A 23137-nucleotide genomic window follows, 5' to 3' on the forward strand; every position below is an offset into this window, starting at 1 on the left:
AGAAACACCAAAGTCGAACCAACCTTCTCAACCAGAACTGGTTCTCGAAAATCTCGAAGTTTCAGAAACACCAAAGTCGAACCAACCTTCTCAACCAGAACTGGTTCTCGAAAATCTCGAAGTTTCAGAAACACCAAAGTCGAACCAACCTTCTCAACCAGAACCCGAACCGATTTTAGATGCGCCAAAGTCGATCGAACGTTCTCAACCAGAACCCGAACCGATTTTAGATGCGCCAAAGTCGATCGAACGTTCTCAACCAGAATCCGAACCGATTTTAGATACACCAAAGTCGAGCCAACCTTCTCAACCAGAACCCGAACCGATTTTAGATGCGCCAAAGTCGAGCCAACCTTCTCAACCAGAACCCGAACCGATTTTAGATGCGCCAAAGTCGATCGAACTTTCTCAACCAGAACCCGAACCGATTTTAGATGTGCCAAAGTCGATCGAACTTTCTCAACCAGCATCTGAACCGATTTTAGATGCGCCAAAGTCGATCGAACGTTCTCAACCAGAATCTGAAGCAGTTGTAAAAAAACGGCCACTTAAAAAAAAGCCACAACCAACTAGCGATTCTCGACCAGAACAGCCAGCTATTACTAGAAAGCGACAAATAGAAAGAAAGCAACAGGATAGCGACGGCAGCGAAACACCACCTGCAGGCGACTCAGAATGAACCAATTACCAATGGCCAATTACCCATTTCCAATTCCTAAAGGTTAGTAATGCTTAGTAATATTATCGCAATTTACCGCAAAGAACTACAAAGCTATTTTGCCTCGCCATTAGCCTATGCCATCGCAGCAGTCTTTTGGCTAATCACCGGCTACTTTTTAATAGCTATCCTCCTCGCCCCCGACGGGTTAATTCCCCAAATCGGCCAGCGAGACCAAATGGGAATTACCGAACCTCCCATCGACGTAGCCTACGAATTCCTACAACTATTCCTGCGAATCATGGGTTCCCTTTCGTTGTTCGTACTACCCGCACTCTCAATGGGACTTTACGCAGAAGAACGCAAACGCGGCACCTTAGAACTATTAGCCACATCGCCCTTAACAAACTGGGCAGTTGCTACCGGCAAACTCCTGGGAGTTTTAACATTTTATACCACAATGTTGCTGCCCCTGCTGTTCTGCGAGGCGATCGCCCTCAGTTCCTCAACCCCACCCGTACCCCCCGGAGTTCTTCTGCTAGGACACGGCGGCTTAATATTACTAGCAGCAGGAGTATTGTCGCTCGGAATGTTTATTTCCTCCCTCACCGATAGCACAATTTTATCCGCCATCCTCACCTTCACTCTAGTATTATTTCTGTGGGTGATCGATGCAGTCGCCGTCAGTATCGGTGGCCCCTTCGGCACAGCATTAGGACATTTGTCGCTCCTAACAAATTACACCAATCTTGTCAAGGGAGTTTTCGATACCAGCAGTTTAATTATGTTTGCCAGTTACATCATTTTAGGAGTATTTCTGACCGCCCAATCCATCGATGCGCTGCGATATCAGCGTTCTTAAAAACATCAGGGAAGGCTTCGGGGAATAAAGAGGAAAGAGTGGGAAAGTAGGAGATTTGGATAGTTGCACATTAAAGGAAACACCACCAATTGCCAATTCCCAATGCCCAATTCCCAATGCCCAATTCCCCATTCCCATCCCCAATTAATGTTAGTTATTCCACTAATTTCTTGAAATAATGAGATTTATCAATCCAAAAATCGACTTTGCGTTCAAAAAAATATTCGGTTCCAGCGACAGCAAAGACATCCTGATTAATTTTTTAAACGCCATCCTTTATGAAGCACAGCCGGTCATCGAAGACTTAGAAATAATCGACTCCCAACCAGAACCTCAAACTCTAGCTACCCAAGACACACACCTAGATGTCAAAGCCACAATTAACGGCGGCAGAATCGCCCTAGTTGAACTTCAACTGATAAACGTGCCTTCTTTTGGGAACAGAGTTTTGTACAACGCTGCCAAAAGCTACAGCCAACAATTAACAGGCAAAGAACGTTACGAAAGACTAAAAACAGTAATTTCCTTGAAAATTGCCGACTTTGAAATGTTTGAAAATCAGCCGGAATTTATGTCACGGTTTGTTTTTCAAGAAAAAGAGCAACAGTTTGAGTGTCCAGATACTGCAATAGAATTAGTATTTATCGAACTGCCAAAATTTAACAAGGAATTAGCAGAATTAGAAACAACCGCAGAGCAATGGATTTACTTTCTCGAAAATACCAGCACTCTGGAGACAGTACCAGAAACACTCAGTGCCGTTCCCGAAATTCAGAAAGCTTTTAGAATTGCCAGCAAGGAAAACTTCACTCAGGAAGAATTAAATGAATTGCACCAGCAAGAACTGTGGATAGAAGACCAGCAGATTGCCATAGAGATAGCAAGAGAACAGGTGACAAAAACCGCTCAACTCTCGTTAATATTGCGTCAGCTAGTGCGGCGTTTAGGCACAATACAACCGGAAACCGAAAACTGCATCCGTCAATTAGGCGTAGAACAATTAGAAGAACTAGGAGATGCCGTGCTGGATTTCAACAAGCCGTCAGATTTAACAGCATGGTTGCAGGCTAATGCGATATAGAATAACATCCTCGACCCGGAAATTTTCCCCTCAATTATTTACGTTATGAAAATTAGCAAAACAAATTGGAAATATGTTTTTTTGCTGGGCCCCCTCCTCATCGCAGCGGGGGTAACAGCAGCACTTGTATCTGGAGTATGGGACCCCCTGACAGTCGGTTTAGTTATTGCCGGAGCAGTGACGATCGCACTTTGGCTGCTATATTTGAGTTACGAACAAAGCTTTTGGGGGCAGCGTTCCACTCAAGCCAGCACCAACGCCCTGATTGCTACCCTCGCCGTCTTTGTGATACTCGGAGTAATTAACTTCATAGCCGTTCGCTATCCCGTCCGCATCGACTTAACCGAAAGCCAACAATTTACCCTTGCCCCGCAGACTCAACAAATACTGCGAAACCTGCAACAAACAGTCAAAGTTTGGGTATTTGACCCCATCCAAAATCCCCAAATTAAAGAATTGCTGCAAAGCTACAAACGCGAGGGAGGCGAAAAATTCCAATTTGAGTTTGTTGACCCGCAGGCCCAACCTGGAAAAGCGCGGGAATTTAGTATTACTAGCATCGGAGAAGTTTACCTGCAATCCGGCGACAGAAAACAGGTACTGCAAAAAGGTGGCACTGCTTTTGGTAGCGACCCAAATCAAGGTCTTTCAGAGATAAAACTTACCAATGGCTTAGAAGAAATCCTGAACACTCGCGTTGCTAGAGTTTACTTTTTGCAAGGCAAAGGAGCCCGCCCGCTACAGGAAGGTCAAGGCGGAATTCAGCAAGCTGAAAAAGCTTTGAAAGATAAATACTACAACGTCCAAACGCTGAATTTGACCGAACGCAAAGAAGTGCCAGAAGATGCAGATGCTTTAATCGTTCCCGGCCAGGACAAACCGTTTTCCGATACAGAAATTAAAGCACTAAGAGCTTATCTCGATCGCGGCGGCAGTTTATTGTTAATGGTAGACCCGGCAATTGATACGGGATTGGACAAATTGCTGCAAGAATGGGGCGTCAAACTAGACGCCCGTTTGGCCATTGATGCTTCGGGCACTGGTCAAAGATTTGGCCTGGGCCCCACGGTTCCCACAGTCAGGCGCTACGGCGAACATCCGATTACTCAAAGTTTTGGCAACGGTATTTCATTTTATCCATTTGCGCGTGCTTTGGAAACCTCGCCAGTACAAGGGATAGAGGAAAAACCACTGATTTGGACGAGTCAGGAAAGTTGGGCGGAAAGCGATTTGACGACTAAGAAATTGGAGTTTGATCAGAAGACCGATCGACAAGGCCCGCTATTATTAGGTGTAGCTTTAGTTCGATCGTCCACTGACAGCACTCCCTTAAAGCCCTCACCTTCACCAACACCAACTTCGCCCTCGCCTTCACCCCAAGCATCACCGGCAACGCCATCGCCTTCACCCCAAGCATCGCCGACAGATTCACTATCGCCGACAACTTCACCATCGCCGACAACTTCCCCATCACCGACAACTTCCCCATCACCGACAACTTCCCCATCGCCAACAACTTCCCCATCGCCGACCGACTCGCCATCGCCGACAACTTCGCCATCACCGACAGATTCACCCTCACCGACAACTTCGCCATCGCCGACAACTTCGCCATCGCCGATAGATTCACCATCACCGACAACTTCGCCAACAGCTTCCCCAATCAGCTATTCGGTGATTGTCTCGCAAGAAGCAACGCCTCCAGCATTACCGACGACTTCGCCAACACCGGCAGCATCTCCCACAGCATCTCCCACAGAACCGGCAGAAAGTTCGCCAACACCAACACCCGCAGCATCCCCCACAGCATCTCCCAGTCCAACCGCAACTCCTTCCGCGCCTTCAACTCCTAGAAAAACATCGCGAATGGTAGTAATTGGCACATCTCAATTTGTGACTAACGGTTGGTTTGACCAACAACTCAATAGCGACGTGTTTCTCAATTCAGTCAGTTGGTTGAGTAAACCAGACCAGCAAAGCTTTTCTATCAGTCCGAAAAAAGCTACTAACCGCCGCATTAACATGACTGCCCTCCAAGTAGGATTGCTGGTGTTAGCTTGGCTAATGTGGCCTTTACTCGGACTGGGAATTGGCGGCGCTATCTGGTGGAAGAGAAGATAAGTTAGTTGACTGTTGACTGTTGTCAGTTGGCAGTTGTCAGTTGACTGTTGTCAGTTGACTGTTGTCACTGGTCATTTGTTAATCCTTTGCTGTGGCTAATAACAAATAACCAATAACATTAATCAACAGTCAACAGTCAACAATGCCCAATGCCCAATGCCCAATGCCCAATTCTCAGTTATTATGAAATTGCAGAAAAATACATTAGTATTGATAGCCGTCGCGTTGAGCATGACTGGGCTGGTTGCTTTATTCGAGATGCAAGTATCTCCGAAACAGGAAGCAGCTAAGGAAGAAAAACAGAAAATTTTTGCTTTTAACTCCGATCGCATACAATTCTTTACAGTCAAAACTCCCGAAAAAATATTGACTTTTGAGCGAGTTTATGCTACAAAAGGAGGCAAGTCTAGCTGGGAAATGAAATTGCCAGTGCAAGCACACGCAAGTCAGGCATCTGTGGATTTTTTGCTAGACAGGCTGGCAACAGGAAAGAGCGATCGCACGATTAATACTACTGCTGCTCAACTGCCAGAATTCGGTCTCGACCAACCCCAAGCTACAGTCACAGTAAAACTGGACAACCAGGAAACTCACCGCCTAGTTTTAGGCAAAACAGACTTTAGCGGCCGCTTCTTGTACGCTCAAGCCAATCCGCCGGAAGCGCCCCCTCAAAATTCCGCCCAAAATTTGCCCGTGCTGCTAGTGCCTTTTGACTTTAAAAATGCCGTCCAGCGACCTTTGTCAGAGTGGAAAAAAGCAGAAGAACCCAAAACAGAGAAACCGCAAAAACCCTCTCCCACGCCAAGTCCAGAGAATAAATAGATGCCCAGTTGATCTGAGATGTTGCACCATTCTCAATAAGCCTTTTATGAACAGGCAAGATGCCTGTTTCACAAAGAGTGAATTTTCTTCTGAAACAGGCCCGGAAGCCTGTTGCTGACAATGGTGCACTCTGGGATAGAATTTAAAGAACAAATCCCAAAACCTGTTACATCCAACATTCCTCACCTAAAATACAGAAAAGTCTAAACTTAAACTGTATTTAAGTGGCGTGCATTACCCCCAGGAAAGGGCGAATATGTTTCAGACAGCACTCAACCAAGGTACGACAGCAACGGATACAGCGCTTGACGTTGAACTCCGCAAGGTATTTAAGGTATTTAATGGCGAAACCGCAGTCCGCGGAGTAGACCTCAACATCCGCCAAGGAGAATTTTTTAGCATCCTCGGGCCGAGTGGCTGCGGCAAGACTACGACCCTGCGCTTAATCGCTGGGTTCGAGACTCCCTCGGCGGGCGAATTGATGATTCGTGGCCAGTCGATGACCAACACTCCAGCTTACCGCCGTCCGGTAAATACTGTGTTTCAAAGCTATGCTTTGTTCGGACACATGAATGTCTGGGACAATATCGCTTTTGGATTGCGGATCAAAAAGCTGGGTAAAGCAGAAATTGAAGAACGGGTACGGGAAGTTTTGCAATTGGTGAAAATGGAATCTTTCGCCAACAGGTTTCCCGGTCAAATGTCGGGCGGCCAGCAGCAGCGGGTGGCTTTGGCGAGAGCTCTGGTAAATAGACCGGCGGTTTTGCTGCTGGACGAACCTCTGGGTGCCCTGGATTTGAAGTTGCGGAAGCAGATGCAGTTGGAACTGTCGAATTTGCATCAAGAATTGGGTTTGACTTTTGTGATGGTGACTCACGACCAAGAAGAGGCGATGAGTCTGTCTGACCGAATTGCGGTGATGCACGAGGGGAGGATTGAGCAAATTGGCTCTCCTGAAGAAATTTATGAGTGTCCGCAGACGGCTTTTGTGGCCGATTTTATTGGCGATACGAATTTGTTTGCTGGTACGGTAGAATCGATCGACCGATCGACTATCACAGTTCGCACATCAGCCAATCTGAAAATAATCGTTCAGCAGTCGGATATGTGGAATGGTGTCACAGGCGACTCTGTTGTGGTCAGCGTTCGGCCGGAAAAAGTATATTTGAATCTCTACCAGCCGGAAGTTTCGGTCAACTGTTTTGAAGGGCGGCTCAAAAATACTATGTACATGGGGACGCACGTTCATTACGTCGTTGAGTTGGCTTCGGGCGATAAAATTACTGTACGCCAGCCAAATACTGGCGGTTCTTTCCCAGATCCGCACACGCCGATTTACGCTTATTGGGGAACTACTGATTGTCTGGCTTTGACCGATCGGAATTAGTCAGTTGGCATTTGGTAGTTGGTATTAGTCATTAGTCATTAGTCATTGGTTATTTGTGGGTGGTTGGTTCTCCTAACAAATAACATAGGACTATTCCCAATTAACAATTCCCTATTACCAATTCCCCAATCTTCAATCTCCAAATCTAAAATCTAAAATCTAAAATCTAAAATCTAAAATCGAACTGTGCCTCCGACTAACTTACCAATTTCCAGGATTTTTCCGGCTAATTCTACACGCCGTCAGTTCCTAAAAAATTCGGCGGCGACAATTTCCGGGTTAGCTGTTTCGAGTTGCGGCTGGCGACTTGCAGACGTACAATCAGCTCCTCCCGTCAAAGGTGCTGCCGACCAACTTTTCATCTATACTTGGGCCGGCTATACAGATAACGCTTTGCTCGATCGCTTTGCCGAAAAAACTGGCATTCGCGTAGTGGCCGACGTGTTTAGCTCCAACGAAGAGATGCTGGCGAGAGTTCAAGCCGGTGGCGCCCGCGCCTACAGCATCATTTACCCATCTGACTACATGGTGGTTCAAATGACGGAACTGGGGCTGTTGAGCCCATTAGACCACTCGATTTTGGGCGGGATAGATCGGCTCAAAAAACAGTTTCAAAACCCTGTTTATGACCCAGGAAACCGCTACAGCGTACCTTTGAGTTGGGGAACCACAGGCTTAATTTACAACAGCGAACAACTCAAAGAAGCTCCTGAAGATTGGGACTATTTGTGGCAGCACAAACAGGAGTTAGCAAAGCGAATGACGCTGGCGAGTGATGTTCGAGAAGTCATGGGCGCTGCGTTGCGGATGCTGGGCTATTCTCTGAATTCTACGAACCAAGACCAAGTGAAACAAGCTTACGAAAAGTTGGTGGAACTCAAACCGGCGATCGCATCTTTTACGACTGATGCTTGGCGGCCTCAAATGCTAACGGGGGATTTGAAGATAGCTATGTGTTATTCTTCTGATGCTAATGAAGTAATTTCAGATAACGATAAATTGAAGTATGTCGTCCCTAAAAGCGGTTCTTCTCTGTGGACTGACACTTTAGTAATTCCTCAAGGTGCTCCCAACCCCGAAGCAGCTTATAAGTGGATTAACTTTTTGCTGCAAGCCGATGTCGCTGCTTCTTTAGTAGAACGGCTCAGTTTTTCAACTCCTTCGGAAGATGCTTTTAGTTTGTTGACGCCGGAAGTCCGCGAAAACGAGATTCTTTTCCCTTCGGAAGATATTTTGAAAAAGTGCGAAGGTGTGGCTCCGGTAGGGAAATTTATGGAAGTGTACGATCGCTATTGGACTCAATTAACCAGCGGCTAATCATCAAACCTAGGGCGGGTTTTACACGCAATCTCTGATTCTCACCCAATATTTACATAAACCCGCCCCCGTACAGCAGATCGCCCAATCTATCCGTATTATATCCGCGTTAATCCGCATTCATCAGCGGTTAAAAACTCAAAAAAATTGATTTATGGCTGTTTCAACTAGAACTCCCCCTCCTCTTCCTCCCAATTCTTCTTTGAAGCCTGAAACTGTTTCCCCGTGGTCTGCTTGGGCTGGGCCACTGGCATTATTGGGCCCTTCTGGCTTGTTGCTGCTTTTATTATTAGTCATACCAACTTTGGTGATTTTTCAGCTTAGTTTGGTGCCGAATATTAAACCGGGAGATTTGGTGAATCCTTCGGGAATCGGCAATTACCTGCGAGTGTTTGAGCCGCTGAATTTGCAGGTGATGGGTCGATCGCTCTATTTTGCAACGGGGACTACTATTCTGTGTTTGCTGCTGGGATTTCCCGTCGCTTACTGGATCGCCCTCAATGTCTCGAAAAAGTGGCGGAATTTAACTTTGTTAGGGTTTGTGTTGCCGCTGTGGACTTCTTCGCTGTTGCGATCGTATGCTTGGATTACAATTCTGCGTCCTACGGGGGTTCTCAACTCGCTGCTGGCAGTTGTAGGCATTCCTCCTCTGGAATTGCTTAATCAAAGTTCCGCAGTTTTAATCGGCATGGCTTACAGTTATTTGCCTTATATAGTGACCATTCTCTACGCTTCTTTGGAAAAGTTAGACCGCAGGTTGCTAGAAGCATCTCAGGATTTGGGTGCGAATCCAGTGGAAACTTTCTGGAAAGTGACCGTACCTCAGACCATGCCGGGAATTGCTGCGGGTTCTTTGCTAGTATTTATTAGCAGTTTGGGCGATTTTGTCGATCCAGAGTTGCTCGGTGGAGCTTCGAGTATGACCGCAGCTCGTTTGATTTACAATCAATTTTTGGGGGCGACTCAAAATTGGGGGCTGGGTTCGGCTCTGAGTATGGTATTAATCTTTGCAGTGAGTATCGGAATTGCCCTTTTACTCAAATATGGCGATCGTAATGCAGTTTAGGATGTTTAAGGAAGAAGGAAGTTCGGCAACGGATTATATAACGGATGTAACGGATGTGACGGATGTCAGTCCGATGGAAGAAGAAAGAAAACAATCCTAACGAATTAACAATTACCAATTACCGATTACCGAGAAATGGAAAAGACAGCCGAAAATCCACAGGAGGAAATACAAGCCGATATGTACTTAAAACCTAAATTTAAGATTTCTTGGCAGGTGATATTTGCCGTTGTGATGTTTTTTTATATGTACCTGCCCATCCTGGTACTCACATTTTACAGCTTTAACAAATCGCGTTTTAGCGCCGGCTGGGAAGGATTTACTTTAGATTGGTACGTTAAATTATTTAGCGATACGCGGATTTTAGTTGCCCTGAGAAACAGTTTAACAGTTGCTGTTTGTGCAGTTGCAATCTCGGCCGTACTTGGCACTTTGATGGCCGTTGGTTTAGCCCGCTACCGCTTTCCTGGCAAGAGTTTATATCAGGGAGTCTCCTACTTGCCGATTATTATTCCAGATATTGCGACCGCAGTTGCTACTCTGGTATTTTTAGCGGCGCTGGCTATTCCTCTGAGTTTGTGGACAATTGTCGCCGCTCACATTGTGTTTTGTCTGGCTTACATCGCCCTAGCTGTTTCTACTAGATTGGCCGATTTAAACCCGTATTTAGAAGAGGCTGCCTTGGATTTGGGTGCAACGCCTGTTGAAGCTTTTATTCAGGTTTTGCTCCCTCAATTAATACCCGGAATTGTTTCAGGTTGTCTGTTGTCTTTTGTCCTCAGCATGGACGATTTTTTGATTGCGAGTTTTACCGCAGGTAGCGGGACTACAACTCTGCCGATGGAAATTTTTAGCCGGATTCGGACTGGAGTAAAACCGGATATTAATGCTTTGAGCGTGCTCTTGATAGTAGGTTCGGGAGGATTGGCCTTTTTAGCGGAATATTTGCGTGGCCGGGGCGAGCAAAAACGGGCTCATTAGGCAGTGGGCAGTTGACAGTTGGCAGTTGACAGTTGGTTATTTGTGAGTTGTTACCAATGCCCCATGCCCTATGCCCCATGCCCTATGCCCCATGCCCCATGCCCCATGCTGCTACTTGGCTGGTAATTTCACTTTAGTAGCCAAACCTAGTGCTTCCAAAACTTGAATTGTCATCCAAGTGAAGTCAATTTCCCACCATTTCATACCGTGACGCGCAGAGTATTGAAAAGCGTGGTGGTTGTTGTGCCAGCCTTCGCCGTAAGTCAAAACCGCAACCCACCAACAGTTAGTGGAACTATCTTCCGTTTCGTAAGTGCGATAGCCAAATTTGTGAGTGGCGCTGTTAACAAACCAAGTGCAATGATATACCGCAACTAAGCGGACAAAAATTACCCAAACTACAAAAGGCCAGCCTGCTGCTAAGTAAAGCAAGACGCCAAAGGCGATTTGAATTGGCAGAAAGTAATTTTGCAAAAATTGATAAAACGGGTCGCTTGAAATGTCTTTTGTGCAGCGAGAAATTTCAGCGTGAGCTGGACCTTTATATAGCATCCAGCCGATGTGACTCCACCAAAAACCCTTTTGGGCATTGTGAGGGTCGAGCGCATTTTGGTCAGAGTTGGTGTGGTGCAATCGGTGCAGCCCAACCCAATCAATTATTCCTCCTTGACAGGCAAGGGCTCCGCAAAATGCTAGAAAGTATTCTACGAATTTTGGTGTCTGAAAACTGCGGTGGGTGAGCATTCGATGCCATCCGAGAGTTATTCCCAGACCGCCGGTTATCCAGTGCATGAATACTGTTAAACCAACTGCTGTCCAATTGAAGTTACTGGGTAGCAGTGCGAACAAAGCGCCGATATGAAGTCCTGCTAAACTAATAACGTGCTTCCAATTGTATTGGAGTTTTTCTTGCGTTGCAATTGTCATTCTCTTTTTGATTTCTGATGAGATGCCGAGCTGAATTCACGCATACAAGTTTTGATTGAGGTAGTGAACTGTTTTGTTGAACACTTGCCCAAACTAATAAATAATGAATGAATGATAGATTTTGGATTAGAATTGAAAAAATTTACCGTTTTGTCTTAACAATAAAAATTTTGGATGCTAAACAAAATTTTTTGTTCCCAAATCTATTATAACTGATTCTGGTTTTGGTTGGGTCGATCGCACTAGATGATTCGAGCTTACTTCAACCCAACCTATACCGCTCGCAAAAACAGGATGAGGCATTGGTCACGAGCCATTAGTCCAGAACTGATGACCGACAACCCATGACTCATTGCCCATGCTATTTTTCTGCTAATTTCACTTTGGTTGCCAAACCAAGTGCTTGCAGCAGTTGAATTGTCATCCAGGTGAAGTCGATTTCCCACCATTCGAGACCGTGGCGCGCCGAGTATTGAAAGGCGTGGTGGTTATTGTGCCAGCCTTCGCCGTAGGTGAGCAGGGCAACCCACCAGCAGTTGGTCGATCGATCGCCCGACTCGTAGGTCCGGTAGCCAAATTTGTGGGTAGCGCTGTTAACAAGCCAAGTGCAGTGGAACACCACCACGATCCGCATAAACACGCCCCAAACCACGAAAGACCAGCCGCCTAATAAATAAAGCAACACACCGAAGACGACTTGGATGGGGATAAAATATGCTTGGAGAAACTTGTATACTGGGTCGTCGCCGATGTCTTTAGTAAAGCGGGGGATTTCCACTCTGATCGGCAGATCCGAGAGCATCCAGCCCATGTGGCTCCACCAGAAGCCTTGATTGGAATCGTGGGGATCTGTTTCGGTGTCGGAATGTATGTGGTGTAACCGGTGCATTCCTACCCAGTCGATCGGGCCACCTTCACAGGAAAGGGTACCGCAAATAACTAGAAAATACTCTAGCCATTTCGGTGTTTGAAAACTGCGGTGGGTGACGAGGCGGTGATATCCGAGAGTAATTCCTAAACCACCTGTTACCCAATGCAGGAATACTGCTAGCCCAACCGCAGACCAGCTAAAATTACCCGGCAGCAAAGCAAATAAAGCACCGATGTGCAGAAAGGCCATAAAGCCTACGACAGGCCAATCAGGAGAAGTTTTTTTGGAAGTTGCAATCGTCATGAATATATTATGTTTACAAACTAGGGGCCGCATCTACGCCATAATGAACAGCGCGCACGCAAAGGGTGAGCGAGGTATAGATGAATAGCGTTTCACGGCTACAGGAAGCAGAACAGGCACTCTTTCAGATTTTTTCTGGTATTGACACTACAGTCAAGCAAAATCTTCAACGAGTCTTAAAAGCTTTTCGGAGCCACCGGGTTGGAGTCCACCATTTTGCAGGGGTTACGGGTTACGGCCACGATGATTTGGGTCGAGAGACTTTGGACGGGGTGTTTGCCGAAGTGGTAGGGGCCCAGGCCGCGGCTGTCCGGGTACAGTTTGTTTCGGGTACTCACGCGATCGCCTGTGCTCTTTTTGGCATCCTGCGTCCTGGTGACGAAATGTTGGCAGTGGCTGGTTCTCCCTACGATACTTTAGAAGAAGTGATCGGCTTGCGGGGGCAAGGTCAAGGTTCACTCATTGAGTTTGGCATTAGTTACCGTGAGTTGCCTCTAACTCGCGAAGGAAGTTTGGATTGGCCGGCATTGAGCTCTACTATTTCAGCAAAGACTCGCCTGGTTTTTATCCAGCGCTCTTGCGGCTATTCTTGGCGGTCGAGTTTGTCTATTTCTGAGATTAAAAAAATCGTCACCATAGTCAAACATCAGAATCCTAACACAATTTGCTTTGTTGATAATTGTTACGGCGAGTTTGTCGAGGATTGCGAACCTACTGCTGTGGGCGCGGATCTGATGGCTGGTTCTTTAATCAAAAATCCGGGGGGTACGATCGTCCCTGCTGGAGGTTACGTTGCTGGGAGGGCTGATTTAGTAGAGGCGGCAACTTGTCGCTTGACGGCGCCGGGAATTGGCAGCAGCGGCGGCGCAACTTTTGATTTGAATCGGTTGCTGTTTCAGGGTTTGTTTATGGCTCCCGGTTGTGTGGGGGAGGCGATGAAGGGCAATCATTTGACGGCTTATGTTTTTTATAAGTTGGGTTATCGAGTGAATCCTATGCCTTTGGCTAGAAGACGAGATGTGATTCAGGCGATCGAATTCGGTTCTGCTGATAAGTTAATTGCTTTTTGTCGGGCGGTTCAGCGAAATTCCCCCGTCGGTTCCTATTTAGATCCCGTGCCGGCTCCGATGCACGGCTATGAAAGTCAGTTGGTGATGGCTGGGGGTACTTTTATTGATGGGAGTACGTCGGAGTTTTCGGCTGACGGGCCTCTGCGGGAGCCTTACGTGGCTTTTTGTCAGGGGGGGAGTCATTGGACTCATGTATCGATCGCTCTTGAGGATGCGATCGAGGCTGTGGGCCCAGCTAAGTAACTGGTATGGGCGAGGCCTCTTGGGGTAGGGGGGCTCCCTGTTCTCCCCTGAGTTTTGAATTAAAGAGTAGATTTTTGCAAGAATCTGAGGATTTTTAACCGCAGATGCACGCAGATTGACGCTGATTTTGGGTTTTTAGATTGTGTAGGTTGGGTTTAGCGGAAGCCAAACCCAACAACTACAAAACTCTCAAGGTGTTTCTTCAAGTTTGCGCTGCCGCATTAGGAGAAATAAAGGCAAACCCAGGGAAACACCCACCAGTAAGTTACTGGCAATATAAATCCACAAGTTTTTCATTTTGAGACGCGAACCTTCGCTAAATACAAAAGTACCAAAAACTAGGGATGACACTATTACATCCATGCCGAAAAAACCGGAAATTTGATTGGCAAACAACTCACCGAAGAAAGCGTTAATATTCAACCCTTCTTCTAAAAGAAACGGGACAAACTGGGAGTAGGGCAAAGCCGTGCCTAGAATACAGAAAATTAAGTAGGCAATTTTCAACATTTTCCAACCTCCACTTTGTTAATTAAAAACCGTTGTATTTGAGAGTTTACTCAGCATTGCTGAGTGCTTGAATATCGTTTTGCATAATTATGCTCACATTGCGCGAAATCTTCTCGATTTCCCAATCCCACCACCGAATTTCTAATAGTTGTGCAACTTCAGAATCGCTAAAACGCTGTTTGATTGGATGGGCGGGGTTGCCACCGACAATAGTGTAAGGGGGAATGTCTTTTACTACAACGGATTTGGCGGCTATGACGGCACCGTCGCCGATTTTGACTCCGGGCATAATCAGGGATTCATAGCCGATCCAAACATCATTGCCAATGACGGTATCGCCTTTACTTGGCAGTTCCATTACTAAATTCATGGCTGTTTCCCAACCATTCCCAAAGACCGGAAAAGGATAAGTTGAAATTCCGTCGAGTTTATGATTTGCACCGTTCATTATGAATTTGACGTTGGTGGCGATCGCACAAAATTTGCCAATAATTAATCGATCGTTTCCGTAATTATAAAGTACATTTCTTTCAAAGTTTTCTGGTTCTATTGGATCGTCGTAATATGAGTAATCGCCGACGATAATGTTGGGGGATTTAATAAAGTTTTTGATGAAGCATACGCGCCGTTGGTCGGCCATCGGATAGGGTCGGTTTGGATCTGGCCCAATTTCTGTCATAAGTTTCAATGCTTATTCGTTAAGCTGCTGGATTAATGTAGTGTTAATTCGAGTGAGGTTTGCTTCTAATTCGTTAACATAGAGTAAGAGTGTTTGTCAAGGGGTGGGAGAGAAAATTTGGGTCGATCGCGCTGCAAGAAATGAGACACAATGGTAAAAGCTAACATCCATCCGCGTTCCGAAGCGGTTAAAAATCCCAAATTAATATTAAAGAAGCGATCGCAGTGAGATAATTTATGAGAGTACGAACCTACGAAATCGGTGATACCCAACAAATTGTACAACTGTTTTACGACACCATACACGAAGTAAACATCCGAGATTACACACAAGCACAAGTAGATGCTTGGGCGCCAGCAGATATGGATATCGAAAGTTGGACTAAAAGCTTAAGCAGTAAATTTACTTTCGTAGCAGAAGAGGGTGAGAAAATTGCAGGTTTTGGGGAATTAGAAGCAAGCGGCCATATCGATTGCTTTTTCTGTGCTCAAGATTTTCAAAGGCAAGGAGTCGGCAGGCTAATTTTAAAACACATTGAGTCAAAAGCCCAAGACTTAGGAATTAACAAGTTATTTGCCGAAGTCAGCATTACAGCTCGACCTTTTTTTGAAAGCCAGGGATTTATTGTGATTAGAAAACAAGAAGTAGAATGCAGAGGACAAAAATTAATCAACTTTGTCATGGAAAAAAATATATAAACAACGATTTGTGTAAAATTAGATCGAAGAGTTTTACTCAGGAGTTGCGATGGTGACGGAAGCTACAAATGTGCTGGGCGGAAAGTTAGAGAATTGCTGCACTTCGCCAATGACAGGATATTATCGGGACGGCAAATGCAATACAGGTGGTGGCGACTTTGGGGCTCACACTGTTTGTGCTCAACTGACAGAAGAGTTTTTGCAATTCACTAAATCGAACGGAAATGATTTGAGCACTCCGGTTCCCGAATTTAACTTTCCCGGTTTGAAGCCTGGGGATTGCTGGTGTTTGTGCGCTTCTCGGTGGAAGGAAGCAATGGATGCAGGAGTTGCGCCGCCTGTGGTTTTGGCTGCGACTCACGCCTTGACTTTGGAATACGTTTCTTTGGATGAATTGAAGCAGCACGCTGCTGATTTGTAGGAGGATGTTGGTGTGCGATCGCTTTTAGTCAATAAGGGCGATCGGGTTTTTCGGATGAATTGCAAATTTATCGTTCGTAACTCAAATATTTAAGTGCGATCGGGCGTCACTGTAAAGTTTTATGGTTGAGTTTGTGGTTCCCACTTACAGATAGACTCTGGCTTGAGAGGGCAAGTTTTGGGAGCGATCGCATTTCCGCTAAGGTAGAGTTCTGTCAGTTTAGTGAAAGATGCTAGCGGTTTGATGTCGCCGATTTGATTGTTTTCGAGTGAGAGTAAAGTCAGCTTAGTCAAGGATGCTAGCGGTTTGATATCAACGATGTGATTGTTGTTGAGCCAGAGAGTCTCCAGTTTAGTCAAGAATTCTAGCGGTTTAAGGTCAGCGAGCTCATTCTTGTTAAGTGATAGCCCTTCCAGATTAGTCAAGGATGCTAGCGGTTTGATATCACCGATTTGATTCGAGCTGAGGTTAATCCCTTCTAGGTTAGTCAAGGATGCTAGTGATTTGATGTCACTAATCTGATTGCTGCTGAGGTCGATAAAAGTCAGTTTCATCAAAGATGCTAGCGGTTTGATGTCACTAATTTGATTGCCAGCGAGATCGATCCCTTCCAGGTTAGTCAAAGATGCTAGTGGCTTGATGTCGTCAATCTGATTGCTGCGGAGGAAAAGCCCTTTCAGGTTAGTCAAGGATGCTAGCGGTGTGATGTCATCGATCTGATTTTCGATGAGGACGATTTCAGTCAGGTTAGTCAAGGATGCTAGCGGTTTGATGTCGCGGATATGATTGTTCCCGATGTTGAGCACTTTCAGGTTAACCAAGGATGCTAGCGGTTTGATGTCACTAATTTGATTGCTGCTGAGGTTGAGCAAAGTCAGGTTAGTTAAGGATGCTAGCGGTTTGATGTCGCTGATAGAACAGTTGATAAGCCGGAGAACCTTCAGGTGAGTTAAGGATGCTAGCGGTTTGATGTCGCTGATTCCTTCCTTCGTAAAGCTAATTCCTGTGATACTAGAAAGTTGGCGATCGCCCTCATCGCACTCAGTAGTTCCTGCTATTTTTAACAGCATATCAACAGTATGTTTAGCTTCTGGACTCAAAGAATCTTTTTCGCGACACCATTGAGCAAATGTTTTGTTTCCCGATCGCACTTCTGCTGCTTTCGCGGACACTCCATTTCCAGATAATGCTAGAAGCACACAACAAGTAAGTGCGATCGACTTTGGTAACTTCATGTGTTTCTGTACAACTATGAGGGTCATAATCTTGTACCTATAATTTTTACCCCTAGATAAAACAAAGACACTGCCTTACCGTGTGCCTGCAAAACATCTATTAAAAACTCTCTTAATCACCTCAATCAGGCAACTTATACTAATTTATAGGTGCGTCATTTTGCCTGATATTCTGCGCCCAGCGAGGATATTTACCCGCTGGCACCCTACGCAACTAATTAATATCAACTCCCACCAAATCTGCCACGACTTTCTCCAATCCAGCTATCACCTTCGTCGTCCGTTCCCAGTCAACCTTATCGGGTGTATCTTGCGCCGTGTGATAGTAAGGATAGCGATAGGGAGCAGTATCTGTCACCATCAGCCCTGGATAACCATGTTGCCAAAAAGACCATTGATCAGACCAACCAACACCAGGAATACCACCTGGAATTGCTGCACCTTCCGAGGGAAATTCAGCATGGCGGCGGAAAGATGCGATCGCCTCTCTAACCAGTTTACTTGAGGACGTATTGCCAATAAATCCGATAAAGTTTCCCGATGTAGGATAAAAAAGGTTTAATGGTGCTGGATATTTCTGGCTGTTTTTGGCATCTGAGTAATAACCAATTGTTTCTAAACTGAGCATCGAAACAATTTTTTCATTACGCTCTCTGCATCTTTTGGCATAAACCAAACTCCCCATATCAGCAGTCCAGAAAAAAGGCGGTTCCTCATTCACAAACTCAACAAAACGCACAGTCTTTTCAGGCTTTTTACCTGCAAACATTCTCGCTAAAGCCAGCACTCCCGCCGCCCCAGTTGCGTTATCATTTGCCCCTGGACTCCCCACCACAGAATCATAATGTGCTCCAATTACAACTATTTCATCTGCATTTTTTCCCCCTGGAATCTCTACTTCTATGTTATAATAAAATTTATCATCAATTTTATATCCTTGTCGTTCAACTTTATAGCCAGCAGCTTGAAAAGATACTTCGAGAAAGTCAGCAGCTTCTCCAAGTTTTTGATATTGTATAAAATTGCGCTCTCCAATTTCACCAGAGAGCTTTTCCACATCGCGCTGTAAAGCGTCTCGGAGCGATATTTCCTGTGCTGTTAAAGGGGGAATGGTCCCGCTGTAGCTTTTCCCTGGCATTGCAATCATACTCAACCATATCCCACTACTCAGACTAATTAAGATCGTACTAAGGATAGCCAGTCTAGTTAACGTTCTGCGATTCCATAATTCGATCTTTCCCAAGTGCATTTGTTTTCTATCTTTTGCTATCCTTGAGTAGCAGGGTGCGTCAGTTAGCGTTATTTTTTCAATAATCCAACAACTTTTGACTAACGCACCCTACAAGTTTACACATCTGGTAACTTATACTGCCCCACAATCCGCTTAGCATATTCCGGCACATGAGCCTCTAATTTCTCCGGGTAATTCCGCTTCACGTACAGATAATTGCGAGTGAAATGAGAATCAATCGAAAACCGAGCATATTCCAAGCCCTTCGGCCCAATTCTCTCAATAAAAACTCCCATTAACTTCGCCGCCCACATTGGCAAAGTCACTCCTTTTTCATAAGCCGGAATGCTTTGCTGAACGGCTTCTTTTCGGTTTCCCTGAGACATCACCGGCTGAGTATTTAACTGATCCGTTACCAAATCTAACATTTCTTGCCCGGTGTCATTTCGCACTACAATCCACTGCCAACCAAAAGGTGCGCCCATGTAGCCCACAACTAAATCTGCTAAAGAATTGACATAATCAAAACAGCTCAAACAAGAAGGAGCAAAGACATCTTTCAATTCTTTAGTATTCAAGCCAAAAAACGGCACTTTTTCTTCCGAACCATCTTCGTGTTTGAAGTGAACGTTAAAGTCTTGCATAAACTCATAAGATACAACTGTTTCGGGAGAACGGCTCGTCGTATCTAGGAATTTCTGCAAGCCCGCGCGGCTGACATTATCAACACAGGGAGTTCCCAAAACGTAGAGCTTTTCTAAACCGAGTTTTTTCTCGACTGTTCGCAAGGCTTGAATTTGACAGCCGACGCCAATTACTAACAGCCGCTTCATCCCTGATTGTTCAATTTGTTCTAATACTGAAAGATTTGGGGAGAGAGTGGGTTTGTTTACTTTTGCAGCCAGAATCTCTTCACGATTTCTAGCAATAATCGGCATCGGCTGAAAGCGGTCTTCCTTAGTATTTTGGACGCAAACAACGCCTTCTACAATTCCTTTTTCGAGCATTTCAATGGCAATTGTGCTGACGATTCCCGTCCACTGAGCGCCCTCGATCGGCTCTTTTTTACGAGCCGCCATCATGTTTTGACTGACTCCGAAATACCAATCGTCGGGATTATCGAGATTGCGCGATCGCCCGTGAATCTCTTCTTCCAGTTCTGCAATATGCTGTGTTAAGAAAGCACAAGATTCCTTGACATAATGAATGTAATATGTATCGCACAAACCGCACTCGCTGCAAAGTTCTTTAGCGGGGCGACGGCTACCCGGTTTGAGGGCTTTGGATTTTTGGTGCTTAGTAGAATCTGTTGCGGTCATCTAAATTACTTATTTTATGCAGATATGGCTTTTGTTAGGATATCACAGCAATTTCCGTTGTTACCTACTTTATTCTTTCTTTCAGTCCCGGCAGGCGGACGCAAGTTTGTACGGGAGCAAATTCGGTTCGCCCGAAATTGGCGGTTTTCACAAGTTAAAAAATATTAGTCAGGACTTACCTAGGTTGCGCTAGAAACGGGGTTTCTGGCTGAATACCTCATTGTTAAACCTAAGATTTAGGGTAAAAACCGAGTTTCTTTATGTAGTTTTGGTAAAAAAAATCCAGTTTCAAAGACTCGCAGTGCTTCCAGGAGTGTTTGTGTAAGTCCTGTTAGTATCAATCCGGATCTAGCGGGCGATCGCGCGAATACATTGCCAAATAAAGCTATAAAAAAATGGTAAAAATGTTTGTGACAACAGCCGTCGCTGGCATCATGATGAATCTCGCAATTTCGAGTTTCGGATTTGCTGCTTTAGTTCGTCCTGTCCTCGCTATGAATCAAACTGTTGCGACTCTAGAAAGAATGCTCACCGCGACACAAAAACCGGCGGCGATGAACTATTCGCGCCTGGGGATTGGCGGGGTTCGGTTGGGGATGTCTGTAGAAGAGGCAAAACGTAAGTTTGGAAAACCGCAGCGCGACGAAACTAAACCTGCTGGGCCTGGCATCGGTGGCAAGATTCGCACGCTAACCTACTCAGGATTGACGGTAGCAGCATGGGAGGGCAAAGTTTATTTAGTTTCTACTACCAATCCCAAGTTTCTGACAATTGATGGTGTGAAGCTAGGAGATAACAGGCAAAAAGTTGTTAAAACTTACGGTTATGGGTCGCAATCTGTGCAGGGTGGAGTGACTCTGTTGACTTATAGCAATGACCAAAAGGCTTCTAATTTGATTGTGGAAATTAAGGGCGATCGCGTACATAAAATTCTTGTGAGCACGCAGCTAAACTGAAATATTAAACAACTGTGCAAAAGTCCGGGTTCACAAGTTTGTAGTAATGACTTTATTCCTTATTTATGAGGATTTTTAGCCTTTCTGTGAGTTGACTGGAGGGCTTTTTCCTGATGTGCGTGAAGCGTAGCTATCCCGTAGGGAATCGCCCGCGTCTCCTTAATCCTCTTCATCATCATCCGACAATTGTGTCATTTCCTCAGCAATTAGTGTCTGAAAATCCTCTCCGCAGTGAACGTTGAGATGGATTGCAGCACTCAGGAACTCTGCTAGAATTTCAGCTTTTTGTCGATCGCTCAAATCAGGTAACTGAAGCTGATGGATTAAAGTAATCACATTTTGACACTCAGTACCCAATTCATCAATTAACGTTCTCAGCGTAGAATTAGTTACAGAAATTGTCCGATCGCTAACTTGCATCTTTATTTACCCAATCGTTTTAAAGCTTGCTGAATTCCTTTCTCAAAAGCTCGAATTTCACTTTCCCAATGCCGGATTAAGCCTTCATCGGGAAAATCCTTCTGATATTCCAGTCTAATCTTTTCTTCATGTTCTGCAATCCGCTTGTTCAAGGAACGAAGAGCTTTTTTGTGATTTTTATTCCCCATAGAGTCTCATACCCATACAAAAAAGTAGAGACGCGATATCGCATCTCTACAATAATTCTAAATAAGGTGCACCGAGTGCACCCTAGCAATTAGCGGTTCTGGGGAACAGGAGCACTCGGTGCTCCAGAAAAAGTCGCCTCACCAGTCTTAGCCCGCTTTTTGATCAAGATAGGCTTGACGCTGTTTTCTCCACCAATCGGGGGATCTTCTTGTTGAGCGTAATCCGCGCCCATCCAAGCAGGACGGCTTTGATCGAAAGCCATTTGCAAAGCAGCAGCGGCGATCGCGTGGGAGTCGTACTCCTCGGACAACTGAGACACCAGAGGCAAGAAAGATGCCATCCGTTCGCCAGCCAAAGCTTCGCGAACTTTACCCTGCATCTTTTCCAACTGACGAGCTTCAATTTGCGCCCGTGTCGGAATGTTTCGCACCGTCAAGCTTGATCGCACGTGGCGTTCAATCAAGCGCAGTTTGCGGCGATCGACCGGTTGAATCAGCGTAATCGCCGTTCCTTCGCGACCAGCCCGGCCCGTGCGTCCGATCCGGTGAACGTAGCTTTCCACACTGTCGGGTAAATCGTAGTTAATCACGTGAGTCAAGTGATCCACGTCCAAACCCCGCGCCGCAATATCAGTCGCCACTACCCAGCGCACCTGACATTGGCGGAACCGATGCAACAAACGTTCCCGCTGTGCCTGATTCAAATTACCGTGATACTCATCAACACTGTGACCTGCTGCTTGCAGTTGGCTGGTGAGTTCTGCCGCCGACTGCCGCGTCCGCACAAAAATCAGTGCAGATTCCGGGTCTTCCATTTCTAGGATTGGCTGTAGGGCTCTTGCCTTCGACCAGCCACGGGGAATCATGTACACGCCTTGGCTGATACGCTTTGGCGTTGCTTTTGGCTGTTCTACGGTGACGTTGACTGGGTTACGCAAATGCCGCGCCACCAATTTCCGAATGGAAGCTTCCATCGTCGCCGAGAAAAATGCCGTTTGACGTTCTTTTGGTGCAGCATCCAAGATTTTTTCCACATCTTGGATAAAGCCCATGCTCAGCATTTCGTCAGCTTCATCCAAAACCAGCCACTTTACCTTGTCTAGTTTCAGGCTGCCGCGGCTGAGCATATCCAATATGCGTCCGGGTGTACCGACAACTACGTGCACGCCGCGCTTCAAACGCTGCATTTGACGATCGATCGATTGACCGCCGTACACTGTCAGAACTTGCAGAGAGCGACCCACTTTTACAGGGCCGTCGCTGCTAATGCCGCTCAAATCACGGATGGCTTCAGTTACTTGCATCGCCAATTCGCGAGTCGGCGTCAGCACCAGTGCTTGCACCGCAGTCACATCTAAATCAATCCGCTCCAAGATGGGCAACGAGAATGCTGCCGTTTTGCCTGTCCCTGTTTGGGCTTGACCCACAACGTCGCGACCTGCTAACAGGTGCGGAATTGCTTGTACTTGGATGGGAGTAGGTTCTGTAAAGCCTAGTGTTTCCAGATGGAGAACGAGTTCTTCCGAAAGACCTAAGCCTTCAAACAATAAATTCATTAATGCTCCTAATAACGAGTCTTAGCCTTCTAAGTTGCCCAACTCGGATGCGGATTTCTGCTCTAGGGCAGGAACTCATAAGAGTTCTTTATGGTGCTGCGCCTGCGCGCACCTTCTTAAATAGCAATCGAGTATAGGGCAGCTCCGTCGATGGTGACTAAATTTACCAATTCGACAGCCGTCTTTGATTTTGTGACATCACCGATACCAACCGC

The 23137-nt window shown here is 45.8% G+C and carries 22 protein-coding genes and 1 pseudogene; 13 read left to right on the forward strand and 10 right to left on the reverse strand.

The features are described 5' to 3' along the window. From QUA07_RS20725 to QUA07_RS20765, 9 genes and pseudogenes are all read left to right on the forward strand, one after another. Positions 1-679 (forward strand): annotated as a pseudogene (locus QUA07_RS20725) (ATP-binding cassette domain-containing protein); the annotation flags it as partial. A 49-nt stretch (positions 680-728) separates the two neighbouring features. Next, positions 729-1520 (forward strand): ABC transporter permease, encoded by a 792-nt coding sequence (locus QUA07_RS20730; RefSeq protein WP_333078787.1) that lies wholly within the window; start codon positions 729-731, stop codon positions 1518-1520. 178 nt (positions 1521-1698) lie between these two features. After that, on the forward strand, positions 1699-2601 hold the full coding sequence (locus QUA07_RS20735) for an Rpn family recombination-promoting nuclease/putative transposase (RefSeq protein ID WP_333328621.1): 903 nt from the start codon (positions 1699-1701) through the stop codon (positions 2599-2601). Between the two features lie 45 nt (positions 2602-2646). Next, positions 2647-4722 (forward strand): Gldg family protein, encoded by a 2076-nt coding sequence (locus tag QUA07_RS20740; protein ID WP_333328624.1) that lies wholly within the window; start codon positions 2647-2649, stop codon positions 4720-4722. A gap of 156 nt (positions 4723-4878) precedes the next feature. Next, positions 4879-5544 (forward strand): DUF4340 domain-containing protein, encoded by a 666-nt coding sequence (locus QUA07_RS20745; RefSeq protein WP_333328627.1) that lies wholly within the window; start codon positions 4879-4881, stop codon positions 5542-5544. A 256-nt stretch (positions 5545-5800) separates the two neighbouring features. Continuing rightward, complete coding sequence (locus tag QUA07_RS20750) at positions 5801-6931, forward strand: ABC transporter ATP-binding protein (RefSeq protein WP_333161790.1); 1131 nt, start codon at positions 5801-5803, stop codon at positions 6929-6931. A 186-nt stretch (positions 6932-7117) separates the two neighbouring features. Further along, positions 7118-8248 (forward strand): spermidine/putrescine ABC transporter substrate-binding protein, encoded by a 1131-nt coding sequence (locus QUA07_RS20755; RefSeq protein WP_333328631.1) that lies wholly within the window; start codon positions 7118-7120, stop codon positions 8246-8248. Between the two features lie 154 nt (positions 8249-8402). Further along, on the forward strand, positions 8403-9314 hold the full coding sequence (locus tag QUA07_RS20760) for an ABC transporter permease (protein ID WP_333328634.1): 912 nt from the start codon (positions 8403-8405) through the stop codon (positions 9312-9314). A gap of 135 nt (positions 9315-9449) precedes the next feature. Continuing rightward, positions 9450-10295: an ABC transporter permease gene (locus QUA07_RS20765; RefSeq protein ID WP_333085094.1), complete on the forward strand. Its 846-nt coding sequence runs from the start codon at positions 9450-9452 to the stop codon at positions 10293-10295. Positions 10296-10406: 111 nt separating this feature from the next. Here the strand turns inward: QUA07_RS20765 and QUA07_RS20770 are convergent, their stop codons facing one another. Both QUA07_RS20770 and QUA07_RS20775 read right to left on the reverse strand, forming a co-directional pair. Next, on the reverse strand, positions 10407-11222 hold the full coding sequence (locus QUA07_RS20770) for a fatty acid desaturase (protein WP_333085095.1): 816 nt from the start codon (positions 11220-11222) through the stop codon (positions 10407-10409). A 361-nt stretch (positions 11223-11583) separates the two neighbouring features. Next, positions 11584-12396: an acyl-CoA desaturase gene (locus tag QUA07_RS20775; RefSeq protein WP_333085096.1), complete on the reverse strand. Its 813-nt coding sequence runs from the start codon at positions 12394-12396 to the stop codon at positions 11584-11586. An 80-nt stretch (positions 12397-12476) separates the two neighbouring features. Between QUA07_RS20775 and QUA07_RS20780 the strand changes: the two genes are divergently transcribed. After that, positions 12477-13709: a methionine gamma-lyase family protein gene (locus QUA07_RS20780; protein WP_333328639.1), complete on the forward strand. Its 1233-nt coding sequence runs from the start codon at positions 12477-12479 to the stop codon at positions 13707-13709. A gap of 189 nt (positions 13710-13898) precedes the next feature. On the opposite strand, the gene QUA07_RS20785 is transcribed toward QUA07_RS20780, so the two are convergent. Together QUA07_RS20785 and QUA07_RS20790 are read right to left on the reverse strand one after the other, a co-directional pair. Continuing rightward, a complete protein-coding gene (locus QUA07_RS20785) occupies positions 13899-14219 on the reverse strand; it encodes a DUF2834 domain-containing protein (protein ID WP_333328642.1) in 321 nt (106 codons plus the stop codon). Positions 14220-14265: 46 nt separating this feature from the next. Next, the gene (locus tag QUA07_RS20790; protein ID WP_333328645.1) at positions 14266-14898 is read right to left on the reverse strand and encodes a Vat family streptogramin A O-acetyltransferase; all 633 of its coding nucleotides are present in this window, start codon (positions 14896-14898) and stop codon (positions 14266-14268) included. A gap of 236 nt (positions 14899-15134) precedes the next feature. Between QUA07_RS20790 and QUA07_RS20795 the strand changes: the two genes are divergently transcribed. Then, positions 15135-15596, forward strand: coding sequence for a GNAT family N-acetyltransferase (locus tag QUA07_RS20795; protein ID WP_333328648.1), 462 nt, complete (start codon positions 15135-15137; stop codon positions 15594-15596). 49 nt (positions 15597-15645) lie between these two features. Next, positions 15646-16017 (forward strand): DUF2237 domain-containing protein, encoded by a 372-nt coding sequence (locus tag QUA07_RS20800; protein WP_333109180.1) that lies wholly within the window; start codon positions 15646-15648, stop codon positions 16015-16017. Between the two features lie 119 nt (positions 16018-16136). On the opposite strand, the gene QUA07_RS20805 is transcribed toward QUA07_RS20800, so the two are convergent. The 3 genes from QUA07_RS20805 to QUA07_RS20815 form a co-directional block, all read right to left on the reverse strand. Continuing rightward, entirely contained in the window at positions 16137-17279 is a 1143-nt protein-coding gene (locus tag QUA07_RS20805; protein ID WP_333328651.1) for a leucine-rich repeat protein, read from the reverse strand. A 187-nt stretch (positions 17280-17466) separates the two neighbouring features. Further along, positions 17467-18501 carry a M28 family peptidase gene (locus QUA07_RS20810; protein WP_333328654.1) on the reverse strand — a complete coding sequence of 345 codons (1035 nt, stop codon included), beginning with the start codon at positions 18499-18501 and terminating at the stop codon, positions 17467-17469. Between the two features lie 98 nt (positions 18502-18599). Beyond that, positions 18600-19802 (reverse strand): Coenzyme F420 hydrogenase/dehydrogenase, beta subunit C-terminal domain, encoded by a 1203-nt coding sequence (locus QUA07_RS20815; RefSeq protein ID WP_333328657.1) that lies wholly within the window; start codon positions 19800-19802, stop codon positions 18600-18602. A 395-nt stretch (positions 19803-20197) separates the two neighbouring features. Between QUA07_RS20815 and QUA07_RS20820 the strand changes: the two genes are divergently transcribed. Further along, positions 20198-20758: a hypothetical protein gene (locus tag QUA07_RS20820; RefSeq protein WP_333328660.1), complete on the forward strand. Its 561-nt coding sequence runs from the start codon at positions 20198-20200 to the stop codon at positions 20756-20758. A gap of 159 nt (positions 20759-20917) precedes the next feature. Here the strand turns inward: QUA07_RS20820 and QUA07_RS20825 are convergent, their stop codons facing one another. The 3 genes from QUA07_RS20825 to QUA07_RS20835 form a co-directional block, all read right to left on the reverse strand. Then, entirely contained in the window at positions 20918-21178 is a 261-nt protein-coding gene (locus QUA07_RS20825) for a hypothetical protein (protein WP_333151551.1), read from the reverse strand. Positions 21179-21180: 2 nt separating this feature from the next. Continuing rightward, complete coding sequence (locus tag QUA07_RS20830; protein ID WP_333328663.1) at positions 21181-21366, reverse strand: hypothetical protein; 186 nt, start codon at positions 21364-21366, stop codon at positions 21181-21183. An 89-nt stretch (positions 21367-21455) separates the two neighbouring features. Then, positions 21456-22922, reverse strand: coding sequence for a DEAD/DEAH box helicase (locus tag QUA07_RS20835; RefSeq protein WP_333085686.1), 1467 nt, complete (start codon positions 22920-22922; stop codon positions 21456-21458). Between the last annotated feature and the right edge of the window lie 215 nt (positions 22923-23137).

Source organism: Microcoleus sp. T3_A4 (genome assembly GCF_036700465.1).
GTDB lineage: Bacteria > Cyanobacteriota > Cyanobacteriia > Cyanobacteriales > Microcoleaceae > Microcoleus.